Annotated in this window: 15 protein-coding genes and 1 pseudogene; all 16 read left to right on the top strand. The window is 60.3% G+C overall.

Annotation, left to right across the window (positions count from 1 at the left end; all coding sequences use genetic code 11):
• Positions 1 to 163: 163 nt before the first annotated feature.
• Positions 164 to 2590 carry an ATP-binding protein gene (locus tag AC3WKX_RS06315; RefSeq protein WP_048350966.1) on the top strand — a complete coding sequence of 809 codons (2427 nt, stop codon included), beginning with the start codon at positions 164 to 166 and terminating at the stop codon, positions 2588 to 2590.
• Positions 2591 to 2899: 309 nt separating this feature from the next.
• Positions 2900 to 4924: a DNA topoisomerase III gene (locus AC3WKX_RS06310; protein ID WP_048350967.1), complete on the top strand. Its 2025-nt coding sequence runs from the start codon at positions 2900 to 2902 to the stop codon at positions 4922 to 4924.
• A gap of 1603 nt (positions 4925 to 6527) precedes the next feature.
• A complete protein-coding gene (locus AC3WKX_RS06305) occupies positions 6528 to 7241 on the top strand; it encodes a DUF5983 family protein (RefSeq protein ID WP_048350969.1) in 714 nt (237 codons plus the stop codon).
• A gap of 309 nt (positions 7242 to 7550) precedes the next feature.
• The gene (locus tag AC3WKX_RS06300) at positions 7551 to 8351 is read left to right on the top strand and encodes a GTPase (RefSeq protein WP_102604606.1); all 801 of its coding nucleotides are present in this window, start codon (positions 7551 to 7553) and stop codon (positions 8349 to 8351) included.
• An 83-nt stretch (positions 8352 to 8434) separates the two neighbouring features.
• Positions 8435 to 8797, top strand: coding sequence for a DUF3085 domain-containing protein (locus AC3WKX_RS06295; protein WP_048350971.1), 363 nt, complete (start codon positions 8435 to 8437; stop codon positions 8795 to 8797).
• 144 nt (positions 8798 to 8941) lie between these two features.
• A pseudogene (locus tag AC3WKX_RS06290) lies at positions 8942 to 9783 on the top strand (adenine nucleotide alpha hydrolase family protein).
• 319 nt (positions 9784 to 10102) lie between these two features.
• Complete coding sequence (locus tag AC3WKX_RS06285; protein WP_102604607.1) at positions 10103 to 10654, top strand: STY4534 family ICE replication protein; 552 nt, start codon at positions 10103 to 10105, stop codon at positions 10652 to 10654.
• 263 nt (positions 10655 to 10917) lie between these two features.
• Entirely contained in the window at positions 10918 to 11745 is an 828-nt protein-coding gene (locus AC3WKX_RS06280) for a DUF932 domain-containing protein (protein WP_048350973.1), read from the top strand.
• A 450-nt stretch (positions 11746 to 12195) separates the two neighbouring features.
• Positions 12196 to 12504, top strand: a complete 309-nt coding sequence (locus AC3WKX_RS06275) for a hypothetical protein (RefSeq protein WP_048350974.1) — start codon at positions 12196 to 12198, stop codon at positions 12502 to 12504.
• 226 nt (positions 12505 to 12730) lie between these two features.
• Positions 12731 to 13315 (top strand): PFGI-1 class ICE element type IV pilus protein PilL2, encoded by a 585-nt coding sequence (gene pilL2, locus AC3WKX_RS06270; RefSeq protein ID WP_173883008.1) that lies wholly within the window; start codon positions 12731 to 12733, stop codon positions 13313 to 13315.
• Entirely contained in the window at positions 13312 to 13968 is a 657-nt protein-coding gene (locus AC3WKX_RS06265; RefSeq protein ID WP_102604608.1) for a hypothetical protein, read from the top strand. The genes pilL2 and AC3WKX_RS06265 overlap by 4 nt, the downstream gene beginning before the upstream one ends.
• Before the next feature lie 9 nt (positions 13969 to 13977).
• Complete coding sequence (locus AC3WKX_RS06260; RefSeq protein WP_102604609.1) at positions 13978 to 14715, top strand: TIGR03759 family integrating conjugative element protein; 738 nt, start codon at positions 13978 to 13980, stop codon at positions 14713 to 14715.
• Positions 14716 to 14750: 35 nt separating this feature from the next.
• Positions 14751 to 15281, top strand: a complete 531-nt coding sequence (locus AC3WKX_RS06255) for a transglycosylase SLT domain-containing protein (protein WP_231984252.1) — start codon at positions 14751 to 14753, stop codon at positions 15279 to 15281.
• A complete protein-coding gene (locus tag AC3WKX_RS06250; protein WP_102604610.1) occupies positions 15278 to 15829 on the top strand; it encodes an integrating conjugative element protein in 552 nt (183 codons plus the stop codon). The genes AC3WKX_RS06255 and AC3WKX_RS06250 overlap by 4 nt, the downstream gene beginning before the upstream one ends.
• A 10-nt stretch (positions 15830 to 15839) precedes the next feature.
• Entirely contained in the window at positions 15840 to 18011 is a 2172-nt protein-coding gene (gene traD, locus AC3WKX_RS06245; RefSeq protein WP_102604611.1) for a type IV conjugative transfer system coupling protein TraD, read from the top strand.
• Complete coding sequence (locus AC3WKX_RS06240) at positions 18008 to 18757, top strand: TIGR03747 family integrating conjugative element membrane protein (protein ID WP_057978209.1); 750 nt, start codon at positions 18008 to 18010, stop codon at positions 18755 to 18757. Before traD ends, AC3WKX_RS06240 begins: the two co-directional genes overlap by 4 nt.
• Positions 18758 to 18770 lie beyond the last annotated feature (13 nt).

Below are 18770 nucleotides of genomic sequence, written 5' to 3'. Positions count from 1 at the left end.
GCACGGTTAGGTTTTCGACAAACCCGGTAATCGCCGGCATCAATGATCGCGTATCCATCCTCTCCCGGTGCACAGGTCGAATGCCGGGCTCTTCATTGCGCATCGGCAATGAGATGGACGGCGTTTTCATCAATATTTTGACCTGACGCTACAAGGAGGGTCCATGCGTCTGCCATTCGAACTCGATCCGCAGATCATCCACCACATCATTTACAGCCAGGCGGGCTCCATCGGCAAAGCCATCATCGAGTTGCTGATGAACTCGGTCGATGCCAGGGCCAGCTCTGTGCATCTTTCGATGTCCCGCACCGGCTTCACCTGCAGCGACGACGGCCAGGGCTTTGCCCGCCGCGAAGATGTCGTTCGGTACTTTGGTCGGTTCGGCACGCCACACGATGAAGGCGACGCCACCTACGGCCGTTTCCGGCTCGGGCGCGGCCAGATCATGGCCCATGCCACAACAGTCTGGCGCTCGAACGCCTGGATGATGACCGTCGATACACGTGAGATGGGCTATCACTACGATCTTGACGACCTCCAGGACGCATCGCCGGGCTGCTCGATCTCTGGCGACTGGTACGAAGTCCTGAGTGATGCGGAGTTGATGTCGACCATCCAGGAGGTTCGGGACCTGGTGCGTTACACCCCCGTCATTGTTGAGCTGAATGGCCGGTGCATCACACGCGATCCTCGCACCGAGCGCTGGGATGCCGAGGACGAATTCGCCTGGTATCGCGTGAAAGCGGACGGTGCCGTCTCCATCTACAACCAGGGCGTACTGGTACGCCACGATCCCGCTCACACGTGGGGCGCGGGCGGCCTCATCGTTTCCAAAAAGGCCATTGGCCTGAACGTCTCCCGTACCGAAATCCTGCGCAAGACCTGCCCGGTGTGGAAATCAGTTGCCAGACAATTTGGCCAGATGGCTGACCAGATGGCGTCCCGTCTTGGTGACCACCGTAAAACCGAGGCTCGCCGTGAAAAATCCGCGCGGGCCTTGCTTTCGGGCGATGCCAACATCGTTCAGATCTACTCTCAGGAAGAGGTCGTCACGCTTCTGCCCGGCAAGCGGCACGTGTCGTTGGAGGACTTTCTGCGCAAATGCCGCTATAGCCACAACAAGCGGCAAGGCGGCAGGTTCGCGGTCGTCGACAACGCCTTCGATGTCCCGAAGGGTGAAGCCATCGCCCGCGAAGGTATCGCCGTGATCGTTCACCCCACCACACTCGACCGCTTCGGCTGCTACAACGCACAGGATTTTGTCGAGTGTATCGTTCGGGTCCATGCCAACCTTCACCACGACGTGGAGCAGAACGGCACACAGTACTGGTGGCTGAACGGCCTCTACGTTCCGGACTTGCTCGCGTTTTCAACACTGCGCGACGCGTTCATTGAGCGGACCCATATCTTGATGGAAAAAGATGCGCTCGATCGCGAGACACGCCGCGCCTGGACTGCTTTGCGCTGGTGCCTGCATCACTACGCCGCCCTGTGCACGGGTGGCCGGCCTGGATACGGAGGCCATGTGCGTGAGGGTAAATCGCTACACATTCTTCTCGGGCAGTCCAACATCGCCGAGGCGTGGACCGACGGCAGCAGTTACATCGCCGTCGACGTCACCCTTGTGAAGCGGCTAAAATCGAGTCCACTCAGGACCGCTGCCTACATTTTTACCCTTATCGAGCACGAGGTTGCCCACGAAGGCGATAGCCTCGACTGTGGCCATGATGACGCGTTCTATCAGCGCTTCCATGACCTCGCCCTGCAGCACAGCGCGCAACGCCAGCGCTACATGCACATGTGGCTGATGAAGTACACCATGAGCCTCGAGGGCGATGGGAAGCGTGCGCGTGGCGAGGCCTGGCGTGAACGCTTTCTGGTCGACCGTGCCGGCAGCGGTCGCGAGAAGCGCGACCTACCACCGACCATCGAAGATGTCAGCAACGACCCTGTCGTCGTCGACCCGGTTCCTGACGAAAATAGGGCCTTCATCGATTACCAGAACACGCTTCTTGCTGTCGCTGGCACCGGTTCCCCGACACCCGACTGGTCGGAGGTTCTGACGCGTGCCGAGGCTGACCAGAAGCTCATCGAGGCGCAGCACCGGGTTGACACGGCGCAATGTGCCTCAGCGCAGATCCAGTACGACGAGGAAGAAGCCACGTATTGGGCCGAAATCGAAACCTATGAGAAAGCCCAGACCGAGGCCAAAGAGGCTGCACGGCGTCGATTCGCCACGCTGTTCCATGTACAGGTCGACGAGGTCCATCCTGACGCACTGTGCTACTTGCTGCGCGAGGATCTGAGCGATGACCTGCTTCATGCTCTGTGGACCGCAAAGCCCTGGGAGGCTGACGACCAGGAATACTCTGGCGATGATGAATTTGAAGACGGCGACCTCAAAGACGCCGACCCGCCCGATGGTCGTCAAGGGGGCTCTCATGCCGACTCGACGGCGCACTTCTCCGAAGACCTACAGGTGCTGATCCGTCCCGGCGAGACTGCATGGACGCTTGAGCGCAATGCGGCCGCTGCTGGCTTCTTTTGTGTGGGTGATTATCTGAAGTGGCGTGAAGAACCGGATGCCTGATCCGAGTGGCGGCTGTAGCAGTCGATGGTCGCCTTCAATGCGCCAGCGCCTGTCGGCCTGCCAAATACCGGCTTCCAGCGGACACCGCTATACCCAGGGTATAGCGCCATGGACATCCACTGAGTTCCCCGCGCGCGCGAAACGAAGCGCCTTCTCTGGCAATCTCCTAAACGACCCTGGACTCAACCTTACTCCCCCCGCTCAAAAAGCCGGTCATTGTCGAGTCCACCTTGTTTGCGGTCTCTCGTGGTCTCCCCGGACATGCTGGTGCTCATTCGATGGACACCACGCTATTTCCGAGGAGGCTGCATGCGCGTGTATCTGTGCGAGAAACCTTCGCAGGGCAAAGACATAGCGCGTGTGCTGGGTGCGAAACAGCGCGGAACTGGCTGCTACAACGGACCAGGAATTGTCGTGACCTGGTGCATCGGCCATCTGCTCGAGGCGGCACCACCGGAAGCGTACGGCGAGCAGTACAAACGCTGGTCCATGGAACAGCTTCCCATTATCCCCGAGCGCTGGCGCAGCGAGGTCAAGGCCTCCACTGCCGCGCAATTCAAGGTCGTCAAACAGTTGCTCGGCCACGCCACCGAACTGGTGATTGCCACTGATGCCGATCGCGAAGGCGAGATGATCGCTCGCGAGATTATCGATCTGTGCGGCTACCGTGGGTCCATTCAACGGCTGTGGCTGTCGGCACTGAATGACGCTTCCATTCGCAAGGCACTGGACGCGCTCAATCCTTCGAATGAGACCCTGCCGCTGTATTACTCGGCACTCGCCCGCTCTCGCGCCGATTGGTTGATCGGCATGAACCTCAGCCGGTTGTTCACGGTGCTCGGCCGCCAAGCCGGCTACCAGGGTGTCCTCTCAGTCGGTCGTGTGCAGACGCCCACGCTGCGTCTTGTGGTTGATCGTGACCGCGAGATCGCCCGGTTCGTGTCTGTTCCGTTTTGGTCCGTCGACGTGCAGCTATCGCACGCTGGCAATTCTTTCACCGCAAACTGGATGCCGCCCGATGCCACCACCGATGCTGCAGGTCGGTGCCTGGACCAACGAACGGCCCGGCAGGCAGTAAGCCAAATCGGCGGCACTCGTGAGGCGCAGGTGCTGTCGGTGGAAACCGAGCGGGTCCGCGAAGTCGCGCCTCTCCCGTTCGACCTCAGCACGCTGCAGGAAGTCTGCTCGCGTCAGTTTGCTCTCGACGTTCAGGAGACACTGGACATCGCGCAATCGCTGTACGAGACGCACAAGGCGACCACCTATCCCCGCTCGGACTCCGGCTACCTGCCGGAGAGCATGCTGGCCGAAGTGCCGACGGTACTCAACGCCATCCTCGCCACTGATCCCAGCCTGCGCCCCTTATTCGACCAACTCGACCGCACCCAACGCTCACGCGCCTGGAACGATGCGAAAGTCACTGCTCACCACGGCATCATTCCCACGCTGGAGCCGACCAACCTTTCTGCCATGTCGGAGAAGGAGCGGGCCGTTTATCGGCTCATCCGTTCGCATTACCTGGCCCAGTTTCTACCTCACCATGAGTTCGACAGAACAGTCGCCACGGTGTCAGCCGGCGGCCAGACACTGCAGGCAACGGGTAAGCAGGTTGCCGTCCTGGGATGGCACCGGGCACTAATCAACAGCGGGCCGGGCACACCCGACGGTGCGGACGACGAGCCCGCCCAACGCAGCCAGATCCTGCCGCTGCTATCCGAGGGCACACATTGCCTGGTAGGCTCTGTCGATCTGAAAGCGCTGAAGACACTGCCGCCCAAACCGTTCACGCAGGGTGAGTTGGTCAAAGCCATGAAGGGTGTCGCCAAACTGGTGACCGACCCACGCCTGAAGCAGAAGTTGAAGGAATCCACGGGCATCGGCACCGAGGCCACCCGTGCGAACATCATCAACGGCTTGCTGGGCCGAAGCTACCTGGTCAAAAAAGGTCGATCCGTCCGCGCCTCCGAGGCGGCTTTCACCCTGATCGACGCAGTTCCAGCGGCCATCGCCGACCCGGGCACGACCGCCATTTGGGAACAGGCGTTGGACCTGATCGAAACCGGTCAGTTGACCCTGGACACCTTCATCGAGAAGCAATCGGTCTGGATCACGCAACTCGTGCAACAGTACCGTGACATCACCTTGTCCATCCAGATTCCCGAAGGTCCGGCTTGCCCATTGTGTGGTGCAGCGACGCGGCAGCGCACCGGCAAAACAGGTCCTTTTTGGTCGTGCAACCGTTATCCTGACTGTAAAGGCACCGTAGCAATCGAATCGTCCGGTGGCAAGCGAGCCGCTTCGCGCAAGCGGCGGACCGCTCCCAGAGCTTCCTGACGCCTGCCAGACACGTCCTGCCCCAGCCGCGTTTTCCAGCGGTTGTCAGGCATGGCCCCGCTACCCGCGGGGCATCCCAAGCATGCCCCCGCCTTCTGCAATGGCATGTACCTCTCCAGCGGCTCGTGTCGTCGGGAGGATTGAAGGTGCTTTCCTGCCCGGCCGGATGCACGGCCTGTTGATCGGCACTCTCTACGTCCGGCCCGAAGGGTCTCCTGGCGCCTTGCGCGCGAGATGCCAGGAGACCCTTCGGGGACGACGGTGCTCGCCTCCGGTGCCCGCCGGTGAAACAACGGGCTCCTTTTGTGCGCGGATGTGCGCCGAAAGATATCGACCCCAGCCACGAAACGGGTCGGGTGCGATCTGCTCCAGCGACAGGCGTTGACGACGGCCAGAGTCCCTGCGACAGCCACAGGTGGTATCCCTGTCCCCCGCTGGAGGCGTACTGCCTCCAGCGCCTTGTTCCTCTCTGCATCTTGAACGCCGTCTGCCTGCGACCTGTCCAGAACCGGGTGACTTCGCCACAACCAGAACAGAAGATGGACACATGCACCTTCAACCCCTTCGGTACGGCAGCGTGTGCCGCCACATCAAAGTCATGAACTTGGCCGCCGAACAGGGAGAGTGGCATGTCGCCATAATTAGGCGTCAGCACCGGTAATGAGGACGAAAGCCCCATACCGGTGCCGAACTACGAAACCCTATTTCTGCTACTACGGGAATACCCCGGCACAGCGGACAGGTACCAATGACGGGGGCTCCGGCTAATGCCCAAGGAGTGCCGCCTTTAAGGCATACCGGACGACTACACCCTGGTGCCGTATCGCGTGCACCTCGCTGCAAAGCCATTGGCAACTCAATGGCCGTGCCTTGCGGCCTAGCTCGGACGACACCTGCAACAGGTCTTGCAATAACAGGGGCGCGCAAAAAGCCCATTGTCGGCAGACGCCATGAAGCCGCTTTGCCATTCTGCCACCATCTGTTGCTAACTCCGGTCAGCACCATGCCAGCAGCCACGGTCCTCAGGCTGCGACGTGGAGGTTCCACGTAGACCGATCCAGTCCGTTTCGCATCGTTTTACGCGGACGTGCGCCACACCTAGCGCCGATGCTCTTCATTCCCGCGCAACCCCGCGTTTCTTCATTCGACGCATGGCACTGACCAGTTCAGAACTGCCGTCGTGTCGGCTTACGCGAATTCAATCCACCGCGCCTATGGCGCATCGTCTTCTGGAGGCTCCCATGGCACTGTGCAGCAAATCACGACTATTCGAGTTCTGCGGCCATGGCTGCGTCATCAGCAACGAGGTGATATTCCACCCACGACTCAACACAGGCACTGAATCTCGGCGAACAACTGCGCGAGGCCGCGCCGCAGAACCAGATCGATGAAACATCGTGCCTGCTCAAGCGCTAGACGGTGAGCCTACTTGTCGGCATCTCCGACCTGCATATTCAAGCGATCCTGCGAGCGCACGTTGCGCAGCTTCTGCTTGATACCTCCGAGCTGAGTGCTTCGACTGAAGCGCCTGCATTTATTCACCCACTGGGACCCGATCCCCAGTTGGGGATGGGTTCCGCCTAACCTCTGCTGGAGAAATACCATGTCTCAGACTCCCAATCCTTTCATCCGAGGCTACCAAAACCTGCATGTCGTTCGTACTCTCTGCATCACCTATGAAGACGACAGCCCGCCCGTATGGCGGCAACTTCATCCCAGCCAAGCACACCTTCTGGACGATCAAATCGCGCAGTTTCCCTGCATCCTGTGCAACGACTTCGCGCTGATCACGGAAGGCCAGGAGGTCGGCGACGACCTTGAGGCACAGTGCCAAACCGAAGGAATCGTCCGCTCGGTGGTCCACGCCATCCTCGGCGGCGATGCCGGGCAGCCCATCCACATCGGCGATACCTACGCCGCTGAGGACGCGCGGGAAGTTGTACGGCGCCTGACTTTTGAGACTGGCTTCTACAGCCGATGCTGGGAAATCAGCACGGCGCACATCACCGAAGAAGCGGGTTGCTACCTGACAGAGCTTGCAGACATCGCCACGCCGATCGGCTTTCTGTTCGTCGCTTTCCGGATCCCATACAGCCCGGCGATCGGCGTCAAGGTGATTGCCACGCCCTGGACCGATGCCAACCTGCAGTACGTCGAAGGCATCACCGCCGAGCAGTTGCGGCAGGAACAATGCGACAAAGGCATGCCGGAGTCGCTGGTGAATGTTCTTCTTCTGGCCGCACTGGCTGATGTCCGCATCCTGATCTTCGACGCCGACGCACCGGTACTTGACGGCTTGCCGTTGTACGAAGAATGACCCTTACCACGACATACCTTCTAGCCCCTCAACCGAGGGGCTTTTTTCTGCTCGGATGAAACGACAAATGCGGGGCACACCGGTTGCCGATTGACGCGGGCCTACCGCCGTGTGGCGATGTCATTCTGCGCACAGGTTTGCTGGCGTAGCCGGCACCATCCCAGGTAGTCGAGACCTTCAAGACTTCGGTGCGGTTTTGCGCGCTGGTCACTGTGCTCCCTGATGCACGCAGCATCTATTTACCCACCCCCCAAGGGATACCCTCCCTTGCGGGCAGGAGTCCCTTGTTTTCCTCAAAGGAGTCTCCCCATGGATCACTCATCCATTCGCACGCAGATACCAGAGCTGGTGTCGGCCCATGTTCCGCGCAATGTTCGCAGCTTCAAGTTCCGCATCTACGAAGACCTTCCGCAGGAACTCTCGCTCGGCGTCCGTATGGACCCGCAGCCCTTCGAGGGCAAAATTGTCGCCAAGACCGATCAGGTCATTGTGGTCAAGATCGGTCGTGCCGAATTCGCCGTACTGGATCGCCAGCAGGTGAGCCAGGAACCCGACGAAGGCACCAAGGTACAAGTCCAACCCTATGTTCGTCGTCGCTTCGACGGTCTTCGCGCGGATACGCCCGAAGAGCGCGCAGAAGTGGCCTCAGACGGCACTCCATACACGGTGAAGACACACATTCTCGGATCAGCACCGGCCAAGTTGCCGGCTCCTGAACTGCGTTGCCCGGAGTTGCAGGAACTCGTTCATCAACTGGAGCAACTGCCCGCTCCCGATGGTTTCCGGCGCATCACCCACCTCCTGGTGGATGCCAAGGCCAGGGATTTCACCTGGGTCGACCCGTTGCCCAACAACATCATCGAGACGCCACCCGCGATCAGCTTCACGGTCTCCACGGAGAAATTCCAGGGCCGCGTCACGGTGCTCTATGACCGTGCCGGCGACCATTACGCCGTGGAGTTGCGCCACGCTGATGAACTCATCCAGCGCGTGGACGAGGTGTACTTCGACATGCTCGGCGAAACGCTGGAACACCTGATCGACGACGGGCATTGGCGGCAGATCCAGGTGGAAATCCTGTCGGACGGGCGCAAGCCGATCCGGCATTGATCAGTCGCCCAACACCACTCCTTACCTGTCCAGCTTCCTGCCTTCCTGGTGGGAAGCATTTTCCTCAAGCAATGGAGATCACCATGTTGCGATTCAAAGGTACAAATTTGCGTCCCGTGCTGGCCGAGGCTATCGCTCACAAGAGCCGCCTCATCCTCGCCAAGGATCATGGGGTGTATTTCCTGGCCGAGTTCGGCGAGCGTACACCTGAAGGGCAGCAAAAACTGCTGGCCTACGCCGTCGGCTGCAATCCCGACATTGATCCGTTCGATGACTGGTGGGAACTCGCCCGCACCGAGCTTGGCGGGGATGACTTCGGGGAGTTTCTTGATCCCCACGATACTGTCTTCACCCGCATCCTCAACAGTGAAGACGATCTTGAATTGTCGGCCACGCCGACACAGCTTTCGCTGCAAGCCGTTGCGTCCAAGCCTGGTAAAGGCTAGCTCACCACCTGATCACAAGGCCTCCATCCGGGGGCCTTTTTCTGAACAACGGCCATGTGACCGCATGCCTGTCTCTCGTTCCTTTCACAAGGAGTTCCCTCTGCCGTCGGTGCCTGTCGGCACACCAGCCTGGAGACAGCTCACATGCGCGACCCATTCAAGATTGACCAACCCACCTGTATCAGTTTCAGCGGCGGTCGCACCAGCGCCTACATGCTGTGGCGAGTGCTGCAAGCCAATGCGGGCCTGCCTGCGGATACCGTAGTCTGCTTCGCCAACACCGGCAAGGAAGTGGAGGCCACGCTGCGTTTCGTACGCGAGTGCAGCGTACGGTGGCAGGTGCCGATCCAATGGCTCGAATATCGCGATGCGTTGCCCGGCTTCGCGGTGGTCAATTTCGCAAACGCCAGCCGGCAAGGCGAACCCTTCGAGGCGCTAATCCGCAAGCGCCAGCACCTGCCCAACCCGGTAGCTCTGGGTTGCACCACCTCCCTGAAAATCCGTGCAATGCACAAGTTCGTAAGCAGTTTGGGTTGGACCGATTGGGATCAGTTCATCGGCATCCGGGCTGACGAGCAGCGCCGCGTGGCGAAGATCAGGACGCGCGGTCATTCCACAGAGTCCAGCAGAGAGACGATGTGCATGCCGTTGGCCGAGGCTGGCGTGAGCATGCGCGAGGTGACCGCCTTCTGGTAGGCCCAGCCCTTCGATCTGGAATTGCTGACCGTGAACGGCCGCACGCTCGAAGGCAACTGCGACCTGTGCTTCTCAAGCCACAGGGACAGCGGCTGGCACTGTTCAAGGCCAAACCGGGGTCCGCCGTCTGGTGGATACGTATGGAGTCTTTGAGTCTTGCCAGCAAACCCAGCGGCGCCCGCTTTCGCAACGATGGCCCGACCTATGCCGACCTGGCCCGATTCGCCGCCCACCAGCGCGACATGTTCGATTCCGACGAAGCGTCCATCGCCTGTTTTTGTGGTGACTGAACAATGGGGATGCGCGCCAGTACCGATTTCCGGTAGCGGGCACATCCCACGGGTGCCACGTTTCAGCCATGTTCCGCTGACGTTGTCAGCAACATGCCCAGGTGGTCACGATCTTCAAGACTACGGCGCGGTTCCGTCCGCGTTGATCAATCCAGTTCGCACTCGGCATCCCAGATGCGAACGCCCATCGAGTCTTCGATGGTGATGCCAGTCTAGTTGTACCGGATCCCAGGATCCATCAACCCACGCGGGGGTTACACACCTCCCGTCCAGGTCGGTGTGTCTCCGCACTCTTGTCCTGCAAGTCTGGAGATTCACCATGACCACTTCATCCGAAAAAACCTTTTTCGATCTTCACATCACCGGCCTCGGTTATCTCAATCGCGTTCGCGAAGTGAAGCCAAAGAAAGGTGATCCGTTCCTGGCCTGCGATATCGCAGCGCTCAATGGTCCGAGCGACGACGTCTCGTACGTGCGTTTTGATACGCGCGTATCGGGCTCGGAAGCACAACACCTGGTTCGTCGCTGCATCGAGGCCGTCGAGGCGGAGAAGAAAGTGATGATCGGGTTCCGACTCAGCGACCTGTGGGCTGATACGTTCACCTACACCAAAGGTAAACGTGCAGGCGAACAGGGAGTGAGCCTCAAGGCCCGTCTGCTGTTCATCAGTTGGATCAAGGTCGACAGTGCTTTGGTTTACAAGGCCGAGCCGAAATCGACCAAGGCCGATGAAAGCGAATCGCAAGCCCCTGCGGCTTCCGAATCGCCTGTCAGCCAGGAAGCACCCGCTTCGGAAACCTCCGAGCCTGTTGCAGAACCTGTCGACGAAGCCACCGATGCACAAACACCGGCACTGGCCGAGTCGTTCTGATCCGTAACGCCGGGGTGGTCCTTCGATTCAACCCTCGTGCGGTTGATATCGGGCCAACATAAGCCCCGGCCTTCCTTCATTGCCTATTGGGTTATTACGCCATTGGCGTATCCATCCGCATCGGTACGACCGACATGCAGATGGGCTTCTTCCTGCCAAGTTTCGTCCAGCCCCTGCATCGCGGGGCTTTTTGTCCTATGCACTCGTGCTCGCCTGGCTCCTAGCCAGTCGTTGTCGGCTGCTCAATTTTCAAGGAGTTTGTCATGCAACTTGCCTCTCGTTTTGCATCACGTTCCCCCGTGCTACGTACTGATCATCCGCTGTCCGATGACCAGATCCGCGCAGTCGCCCCTTCCATCTTCGCGGAAAACCCGCATGAAAGCCGTTCCGAGCGGTACAGCTACATACCGACCTGCGCTGTACTGGCGAAACTACGCGATGAAGGGTTCGAGCCCTTCATGGTATGCCAGACCCGCGTGCGTCACGAAGACCGTCGTGAATTCACCAAGCACATGCTCCGGCTTCGTCATGCGAGCCAGATCAATGGCAAAGAGGCCAATGAAATTATCTTGCTCAATAGTCACGACGGTACGAGCAGCTATCAGATGCTGGCGGGCATGTTCCGCTTTGTCTGCCAAAACGGTCTGGTGTGCGGCAACATCGTCGGTGACGTCCGTGTGCCTCACAAGGGCAACGTGACGGAACATGTCATCGAGGGCGCCTATGAAGTCCTGCGTGGCTTCGACCAAGTACAGGACTCCCACGAAGCCATGCGAGCTATCATGCTCGACGATGGCGAAGCAGAGGTCTTTGCGCGCTCGGCACTGATGCTCAAGTACGACAGCCCGGACAAGGTGCTGCCGATCACTGAAAGCCAGGTGTTGGCGACACGCCGGTTCGATGACCAACGCACGGATCTGTGGTCGGTGTTTAACCGAGTACAGGAAAATCTGGTCAAAGGAGGTCTGTCTAGTCGGACCGCCAACGGTCGCCATCAACGCACACGCCCTGTGCAAGGCATCGACCAGAACGTGCGCCTCAATCGGGCGTTGTGGTTGCTGGCCGAAGGTTTGCGACAGCTCAAAGCTTGACCGCTCGCTGACTTTGCCCACTCCGGGCAGAGTCTGCGATTCTCACACATTGCTCCTGCCAGAGCGCTCTTCAATCCCCAAGGGACTGTACTGGCCTCACGGGCTGGTGCCGTCCCTGCTTCTTCGTAAGGACATCACCATGCCCCATGCATCCGCCATCCAACCGCTACTGCGCATCCACGGACCGACTTCTTTTATCCCAAAGGAGCTTTACCATGAACCTTCGATACCTCCCACATCTGCGCTCCGCGCAGCCCTTCTCCGCCCAAGGAGCACCGTGCCATCAGTGGTGATTTAGCGTTGGTGGTTATCACTGACGAGCAACGCAGTCTCACGACCATTCAATTACTCGTCGAGGCAGTTGCCCCCTGAAGGCCGAGATTGTCGGTTTATCCACCTGTTGGGGCCCATCCCCCCAAGGGTGCTGTGGTCCTCAACAAGGAGACTTCCATGGCACATTCATCCAGATATCACCGCCACCACTCCAAGCTGTTGTTTCCGGTTGGCGCGTTGATCTTCAGCAAGGGCGTCGATCGCCTGATGCGTGAAGGTCGCCTTGATCCAATGCCGTTCTTTCAACGTCATGCGCGTGGTGACTGGGGCCAGGTTTCCGACGAGACCTGGTACGCCAACAACGCCGCGCTGAAGATCGACGGGCAGCTCAATTCATTCTACGTGGTCACCCGTGAAATCAGCCTTAGCATCATGTCCGAGGCCGACCGCAGTGCCACCATGATCCGACTACCGTCGGAACGCTGAGGCCGTTCTTGCCATTATCTACCGACTTCCGGTCGCCAGTACCGGTCAGTCACTTTTTTCACCGCCCGGGGGCCTAACTCGGCCCCTGTCCCCCTTGGCCTAAGGCAGAGTTTCCGAGCGAGGCCAAAGGCATGATTAATCTGGTGACTCGGCGAATCCTATTGTTTGCTGATACACCGGCCTTGTGAGGCGATGGTGTCGGTTCCACGCTCCAGAGAATCGACCGATGCCAGCATTCAGCCAAAATCACCCCAGCAAGGTCTTACTCTGCCTGCTGATGACAGCCGCTCTGGCCAGTTGCACGACGGCATCCGCTCCGACTCCACCCACTCCGGTTAAACCCGCAGAGAAAGGTCCCAGCGCGTCCGCGCGCGGGATGCCGGAGTTCATCTCAGTGGTGCGTTATGGCAGGTACACCCTGGTCGAGTTGGCTCCGGTATTAGCGCAACAGGACCTATTGTTTCAGGTCGTCGACGTGACCGTTCCCGACACACGCACAGCCACCGTTGGGGGCGCCCTGCGTCATGTCCTGCTCCGTTCTGGCTACCAGTTGTGTTCCAGCAGTGATATCGCAGCGCTGAATGTGCTCCCGCTACCGGCTTCGCACTACCGACTGGGCCCGCTGTTGTTGCGTGATGCCCTGCTCACGCTGGCCGGTCCTGCCTGGGATCTGGAGGTCGACGACGGCGCACGCCGGATCTGCTTCACACGCGCAGTGCAGCCCACCACCGATGGTGCACTTTCCCAATCCGGACCGGTCGCCCCTGTCGACATAGCGCGGCCTCCATTGAAAACGGAGGCCAGACCATGAGGGAATTTCAATCCACCCCAGGCGACTCCCGCAGCATGCTGTTGCGTGCGGCCAGCATCGCATGGCTGATCCTGATTAGCGCAGCCACGATCGTCAACCACGTCTCGCTGTCGAGTCTGGCCACCCAGACCAGCGCCAGCGCTCAGGGCAGCCAGGTTGTTACCTTGGAAGCCCGGCTGACTGATCTGAGCCAGCGCCTCGACGTTCTGCAGAAACGGCCTGTTACCTTGACCCAAGCCCGTTATGATACTGATAGCAAAACACTTGAGCAACGAATGACCGCCATCGAAATCGGACTCGAGCAGCGTCTGACAGCAGCCAGCCTGTCTTCTCTGGAAACACGCATCGACCAGTTGACCGCCCGTCTGGATAAACCCAACCAGACGACTCCAGTACCGGTGCGCACCCGTGTGACACCCCCGACAAAACCGACCCAAGCAGCGGGCCTACCTTTTACGGTTATGGGGATCGAGCTTCGCGGCGGCGAACGATTTCTGTCGATCCTGCCAACCGGCAATGCCGCCTTTTCCGAGATGCGCGTCCTGCGTCCCGGTGAAACTGACAGCGGCTGGCGCCTGCAAGCCATCGATGGCCAGGCCGCCGTGTTTCAGCGCGAGAACGGTGGCCAGATGCATCGTTTGACGCTGCCGTAGGAGCTCGGAATGAACAACACTCTCGTCTTCCGCGCGTTAACGCTGAGCCTGGCCGTCTCCTTTCTCTCTCCGGCAATCGCACAGAACGCTCGCACGATCGCCTCTACCGTCTCGCCCAGCGAGGAACAAACAACGACCTCACGCGTCAGCGACGAACAACAGGCCCGTGACTGGGGATTGCACACAGAGGAATGGGCTCGCTATCGCCAATTGATGCAGGGACCGCTGGGCATCTTTTCGCCCAACCTCGACCCATTGACCGCACTCGGCATCGAAGCGCGCTCCGAGGAAGAAGGCGACCGCTATGCCGAGTTGCAGGTTCAGGTTGAAGCCCGCCGCGTCGAAAAGACGCTGGCATACCAGCGGGCCTACGACGCCGCCTGGCAACGCCTGCACCCGGGCATGCAGCGTGTCATCCTGCCCAGCCAAACTCCTGACAACTCCTCCACCACCGCCAACAGCACCGACCGCATCGCCGTGTTCATCAAGGACGGCTGCGCGCCATGTGGCCTGGCGGTTCAGCAGTTGCAGGTATCCGATGTCGGCTTCGACCTCTACATGGTTGGCAGCCGCGCCAACGACGCGCTCATTCGCGACTGGGCAAAACGCGCCAGTATCAATCCAGATCGCGTACGCAACGGTTCAATCACGCTCAACCACGATGCCGGTCGCTGGCTGTCTTTGGGCCTGCCGGGGGGCCTGCCTGCCGTTGTGCGACAGGTCAATGGCCAATGGCAACGGCAGTGACCCGCTGGCGTCATCGGCTCGTGGTACTGGCCTGGATGACCATAATCGCCCCCGCCGGCGCGCAGGACGTACCGCCTCCGGCGTATCAGATCGCAGCTCACCGGGCTGGCATTCCCTCTGCGGTGCTGTATGCGGTGGCGTTGCAGGAGAGCGGCCTGCAACGCGATGGCCGGCTGGTGCCGTGGCCCTGGACCCTGAATGTGGCGGGCGTGCCGCACCGCTTCAGTTCCCGCGCCAAAGCCTGTGCGGGTTTGCAAAAGGCGCTGTGGGAGGCTCCCCACACACGGGTCGACGTCGGCCTCGGCCAGATCAATCTGGGTTATCAGAAGCACCGCTACCCGCAGCCCTGCGATCTACTCGACCCGTATCGCAACCTCGCTATCGCAGCGGAAATTCTGCGCGAACAGCACACCGACGGCGAGGACTGGCTGCTCGCCATTGGACGCTACCACCGCCCGGCAGGTGGGGCACCGGCTGCCCGCTACCGCATGAGTGTGCACAAGCACCTGCAGCGCGTGCTCGGCGGCGCCCTCGCTGAAAACTCCCTCAGGAGAAAACCACTATGAAGCTCCATCCTCCTCTGCGAATCGCCGCCCCATCGCTGTTCGGCCTGCTATGCCTGGCCACCGGGGGAGCGCTCGCAGACGCCGCCTCGTTGATCGTGGTCGAAGACCGTGGCGGTGTTTCGGCATGGCCCTACTACCAATCACTGAATCTACGACCACGCCAGGACCAGCCGTTAGCCCCTTCCCTCTCCGCACCTCATCCGTCACAGCAACGTTTCAGCGAAACAGACATGCTGCCGGTTCGTTCCGGGCGGCTGTCGCCGGGGGAGGAGCCGCGCAGGGTCATCCAGGCCTCCGGGCTGCGGCCAATGTTTCTGGTCGGCGATGACGACCACTCGCGCCAATGGTTACGCGAGCGTGCAGCAATCCTGGGCGAGTTGAAGGCGGTCGGCCTGGTCGTCAACGTGGCATCTGCCGACGCCCTTGCCACCTTGCGCGGACTGGTCCCGGACCTGACACTGTCGCCGGTATCAGGCGACGATCTCGCAGAACGCCTGGGGTTGCACCATTGCCCCGTACTGGTCACTGCCACCGGCATTGAGCAGTGAGCCACTCGCCATGGCCCAGCCTCATGCGGTGGAAGTCCTACTACGGCCAGCGGTGGAGCTGTACACCGTGGCCGTCTGCGCCGCTGCCACGCTTCTGTGCCTGGTGGCGCCATGGTCGCTCGCGCTCAATCCGCTGCTCGGCCTGGGCTCGGCCCTGGCATTCTTCGCCTTTGGCGCGATCCGCCTGCGGGAAGCCTGGGCCATCCTGCGCTACCGCCGCAATATCCGCCGTCTGCCGAAGTACGTGATGACCAGCCGTGCTGTGCCGGTCAGTCAGCAGCGCCTGTTCATCGGTCGGGGGTTTCGCTGGGATCAACGGCACACGCATCGGCTGATGCAAACGTACCGCCCCGAGTTTCGTCGTTATGTGGAACCCACGGCTGCCTACCGCATCGCCCGCTGCCTGGAAGAGCGGGTGGAATTCGCACCCTTCCCACTCTCAAAGCTTGCCCGACTGACGGCCTGGGACAGCCCATTTAATCCGGCGCGGCCGCTACCTCCAGTCGGTGGCATGCCGCGCCTGCATGGCATTGAACCGCATGAAGTGGACGTTACGCTGCCGCTGGGGGAACGGGTTGGGCATTCACTCGTCCTGGGCACCACGCGGGTGGGCAAAACAAGACTCGCCGAGCTGTTCATCACCCAGGACATCCGGCGGCGTAACGCAGCCGGCGAGCATGAAGTGGTCATCGTCTTCGACCCCAAAGGCGATGCGGACCTGCTCAAGCGCATGTATGTCGAGGCCAAACGCGCCGGGCGCGAGGGCGAGTTCTATGTTTTTCACCTCGGCTGGCCAGATATTTCCGCCCGCTACAACGCCGTGGGACGGTTTGGTCGCATCAGCGAGGTGGCCACGCGCATTGCCGGCCAACTCTCCGGCGAGGGTAATTCCGCGGCGTTTCGCGAGTTCGCCTGGCGCTTCGTCAACATCATCGCCCGTGCACTCGTCGAGCTGGGGCAGCGGCCCGACTACCTGCTGATCCAGCGGCACGTGGTGAACATCGATGCCTTGTTTATCGAATACGCCCAGCACTACTTCGCGAGCAACGAGCCGAAGGCCTGGGAAGTCATCGTGCAGATCGAGGCCAGGCTCAACGACAAGAACACTCCCCGCAACATGATCGGCCGCGAGAAGCGCGTCATTGCGCTCGAACAATACCTGTCACAGGTCAGGGTCTACGATCCGGTGCTGGACGGGCTCAGATCTGCCGTACGCTATGACCGCACCTACTTTGACAAAATTGTCGCCTCGTTGCTGCCCCTGCTGGAAAAGCTCACGACCGGCAAGATTTCTCAGTTGCTGGCCCCGGACTATGCCGATCTGGCCGACCCCCGGCCCATTTTCGACTGGATGCAGATTATCCGGAAGAAGGCCGTGGTGTATGTGGGCCTCGATGCGCTCTCGGATGCCGAGGTTTCAGCCGCCGTGGGCAACAGCATGTTCAGCGACTTGGTGTCGGTCGCTGGACACATCTACAAGTTCGGTATTGACGATGGTCTACCCGGCACGGCGTCTGGGGTCAAAGTACCGATCAACGTGCACGCCGACGAGTTCAACGAACTGATGGGTGATGAGTTCATCCCCATGGTCAACAAAGGCGGCGGTGCCGGTCTCCAGGTCACCGCCTACACGCAAACGCTCAGTGACATTGAAGCGCGTATTGGCAACCGCGCCAAAGCCGGTCAAGTGGTCGGTAACTTCAACAATCTGTTTATGTTGAGGGTGCGGGAAACTGCGACCGCCGAATTACTCACGAAACAACTGCCGAAGGTTGAGGTGTACACCACCTCACTGATGAGCGGCGCCACCGACAGCTCCGACATTCACGGCAAGACCGATTTTACCAGCAACACCCAGGACCGCATCACGACGACGAGTGTGCCCCTGATCGAACCCGCCCATGTTGTCGGCCTGCCCAAGGGGCAGTGCTTTGCACTGATCGAAGGCGGCAACCTCTGGAAGATTCGCATGCCGCTGCCGGCACCCGACCCTGACGAAGTGATGCCTAGGGACCTGCAGCAGCTTGCTGGGTACATGCGCCAACACTACGTCGAGGCGGGTGACTGGTGGGACAGCAAAGCACTACCGGGCCTGCAGGATGCCCCTCTGCCTGATGACCTGCTTGACGGGATCCGGCATATGGCGACCGCCGAAGTGGATGCTGAAGAGGCGCAACCGTGAGTGACCCGGCCAACACAGCGCAGCGCCAGCAGACCCAACAGCAGGGTTTGATCACCGGCATCATCACGCTGCCATTCCGGTTTGTGGCCGTGCTGTTGGGGTCTTTGTTTCTGTCCATCGTGATCGAATGTGTGGGTATGCACCTGTTCTGGGCCGATCAAGGCTGGCGGCACGCGCAAGGCATGCTGGACTACGAACTGACGCAACTCTCACAACACTTCACACGCAGCGCCGTGGTGCAGGAACCGGGACAAACGGCGTCCTGGTTGGTAGAAACGGCTTACCAATGGGTGTTCGTCAAAAGCGGGCTCATTGACTGGATGCGCGACGCATCGGCCAAAGCCAGTTCACCCAGCCAGGGAGCGGGTCGGGATTTCCGTTTTTATCTGAGTCAGGTTTATGTGTACCTGGAGAACGATCTGATCGCCAGTGCGTACACGCTACTGGTGTTCCTCGTCCGGCTGCTGGTGCTGGTACTGACCATCCCACTATTCCTGATGGCAGCTTTCGTCGGACTGGTCGATGGCCTGGTGCGGCGGGACATCAGGCGCTTTGGTGCGGGCCGTGAGTCAGGCTTTGTCTACCACCGGGCAAAGGCCAGTCTGATGCCTCTCGCCGTCATGCCTTGGGTCCTTTACCTGACCCTGCCCGTCAGCGCACACCCGCTTCTTATCTTGCTTCCCTGCGCAATTCTGTTAGGTGCCGCAACAGACCTCGCAGCAGGCAGCTTCAAAAAATACCTATAAGTGCTGACCGGTA

The organism is Pseudomonas sp. GP01-A4, from assembly GCF_058780865.1.
Note: the sequence above shows the minus strand (reverse complement) of the source record. Positions and strands in the feature narration are given on the sequence as shown.

What these genes read in the sequence shown, in the direction of transcription:
- AC3WKX_RS06285 (WP_102604607.1), top strand. Translation starts at nt 10,103, where the DNA reads ATGACCACTTCATCCGAAAAAACCTTTTTCGATCTTCACATCACCGGC.
- AC3WKX_RS06310 (WP_048350967.1), top strand. Translation starts at nt 2,900, where the DNA reads ATGCGCGTGTATCTGTGCGAGAAACCTTCGCAGGGCAAAGACATAGCG.
- AC3WKX_RS06255 (WP_231984252.1), top strand. Translation starts at nt 14,751, where the DNA reads ATGACCATAATCGCCCCCGCCGGCGCGCAGGACGTACCGCCTCCGGCG.
- AC3WKX_RS06305 (WP_048350969.1), top strand. Translation starts at nt 6,528, where the DNA reads ATGTCTCAGACTCCCAATCCTTTCATCCGAGGCTACCAAAACCTGCAT.
- AC3WKX_RS06260 (WP_102604609.1), top strand. Translation starts at nt 13,978, where the DNA reads ATGAACAACACTCTCGTCTTCCGCGCGTTAACGCTGAGCCTGGCCGTC.
- traD (WP_102604611.1), top strand. Translation starts at nt 15,840, where the DNA reads ATGGCCCAGCCTCATGCGGTGGAAGTCCTACTACGGCCAGCGGTGGAG.
- AC3WKX_RS06300 (WP_102604606.1), top strand. Translation starts at nt 7,551, where the DNA reads ATGGATCACTCATCCATTCGCACGCAGATACCAGAGCTGGTGTCGGCC.
- AC3WKX_RS06265 (WP_102604608.1), top strand. Translation starts at nt 13,312, where the DNA reads ATGAGGGAATTTCAATCCACCCCAGGCGACTCCCGCAGCATGCTGTTG.
- AC3WKX_RS06250 (WP_102604610.1), top strand. Translation starts at nt 15,278, where the DNA reads ATGAAGCTCCATCCTCCTCTGCGAATCGCCGCCCCATCGCTGTTCGGC.
- AC3WKX_RS06315 (WP_048350966.1), top strand. Translation starts at nt 164, where the DNA reads ATGCGTCTGCCATTCGAACTCGATCCGCAGATCATCCACCACATCATT.
- AC3WKX_RS06280 (WP_048350973.1), top strand. Translation starts at nt 10,918, where the DNA reads ATGCAACTTGCCTCTCGTTTTGCATCACGTTCCCCCGTGCTACGTACT.
- pilL2 (WP_173883008.1), top strand. Translation starts at nt 12,731, where the DNA reads ATGCCAGCATTCAGCCAAAATCACCCCAGCAAGGTCTTACTCTGCCTG.
- AC3WKX_RS06275 (WP_048350974.1), top strand. Translation starts at nt 12,196, where the DNA reads ATGGCACATTCATCCAGATATCACCGCCACCACTCCAAGCTGTTGTTT.
- AC3WKX_RS06295 (WP_048350971.1), top strand. Translation starts at nt 8,435, where the DNA reads ATGTTGCGATTCAAAGGTACAAATTTGCGTCCCGTGCTGGCCGAGGCT.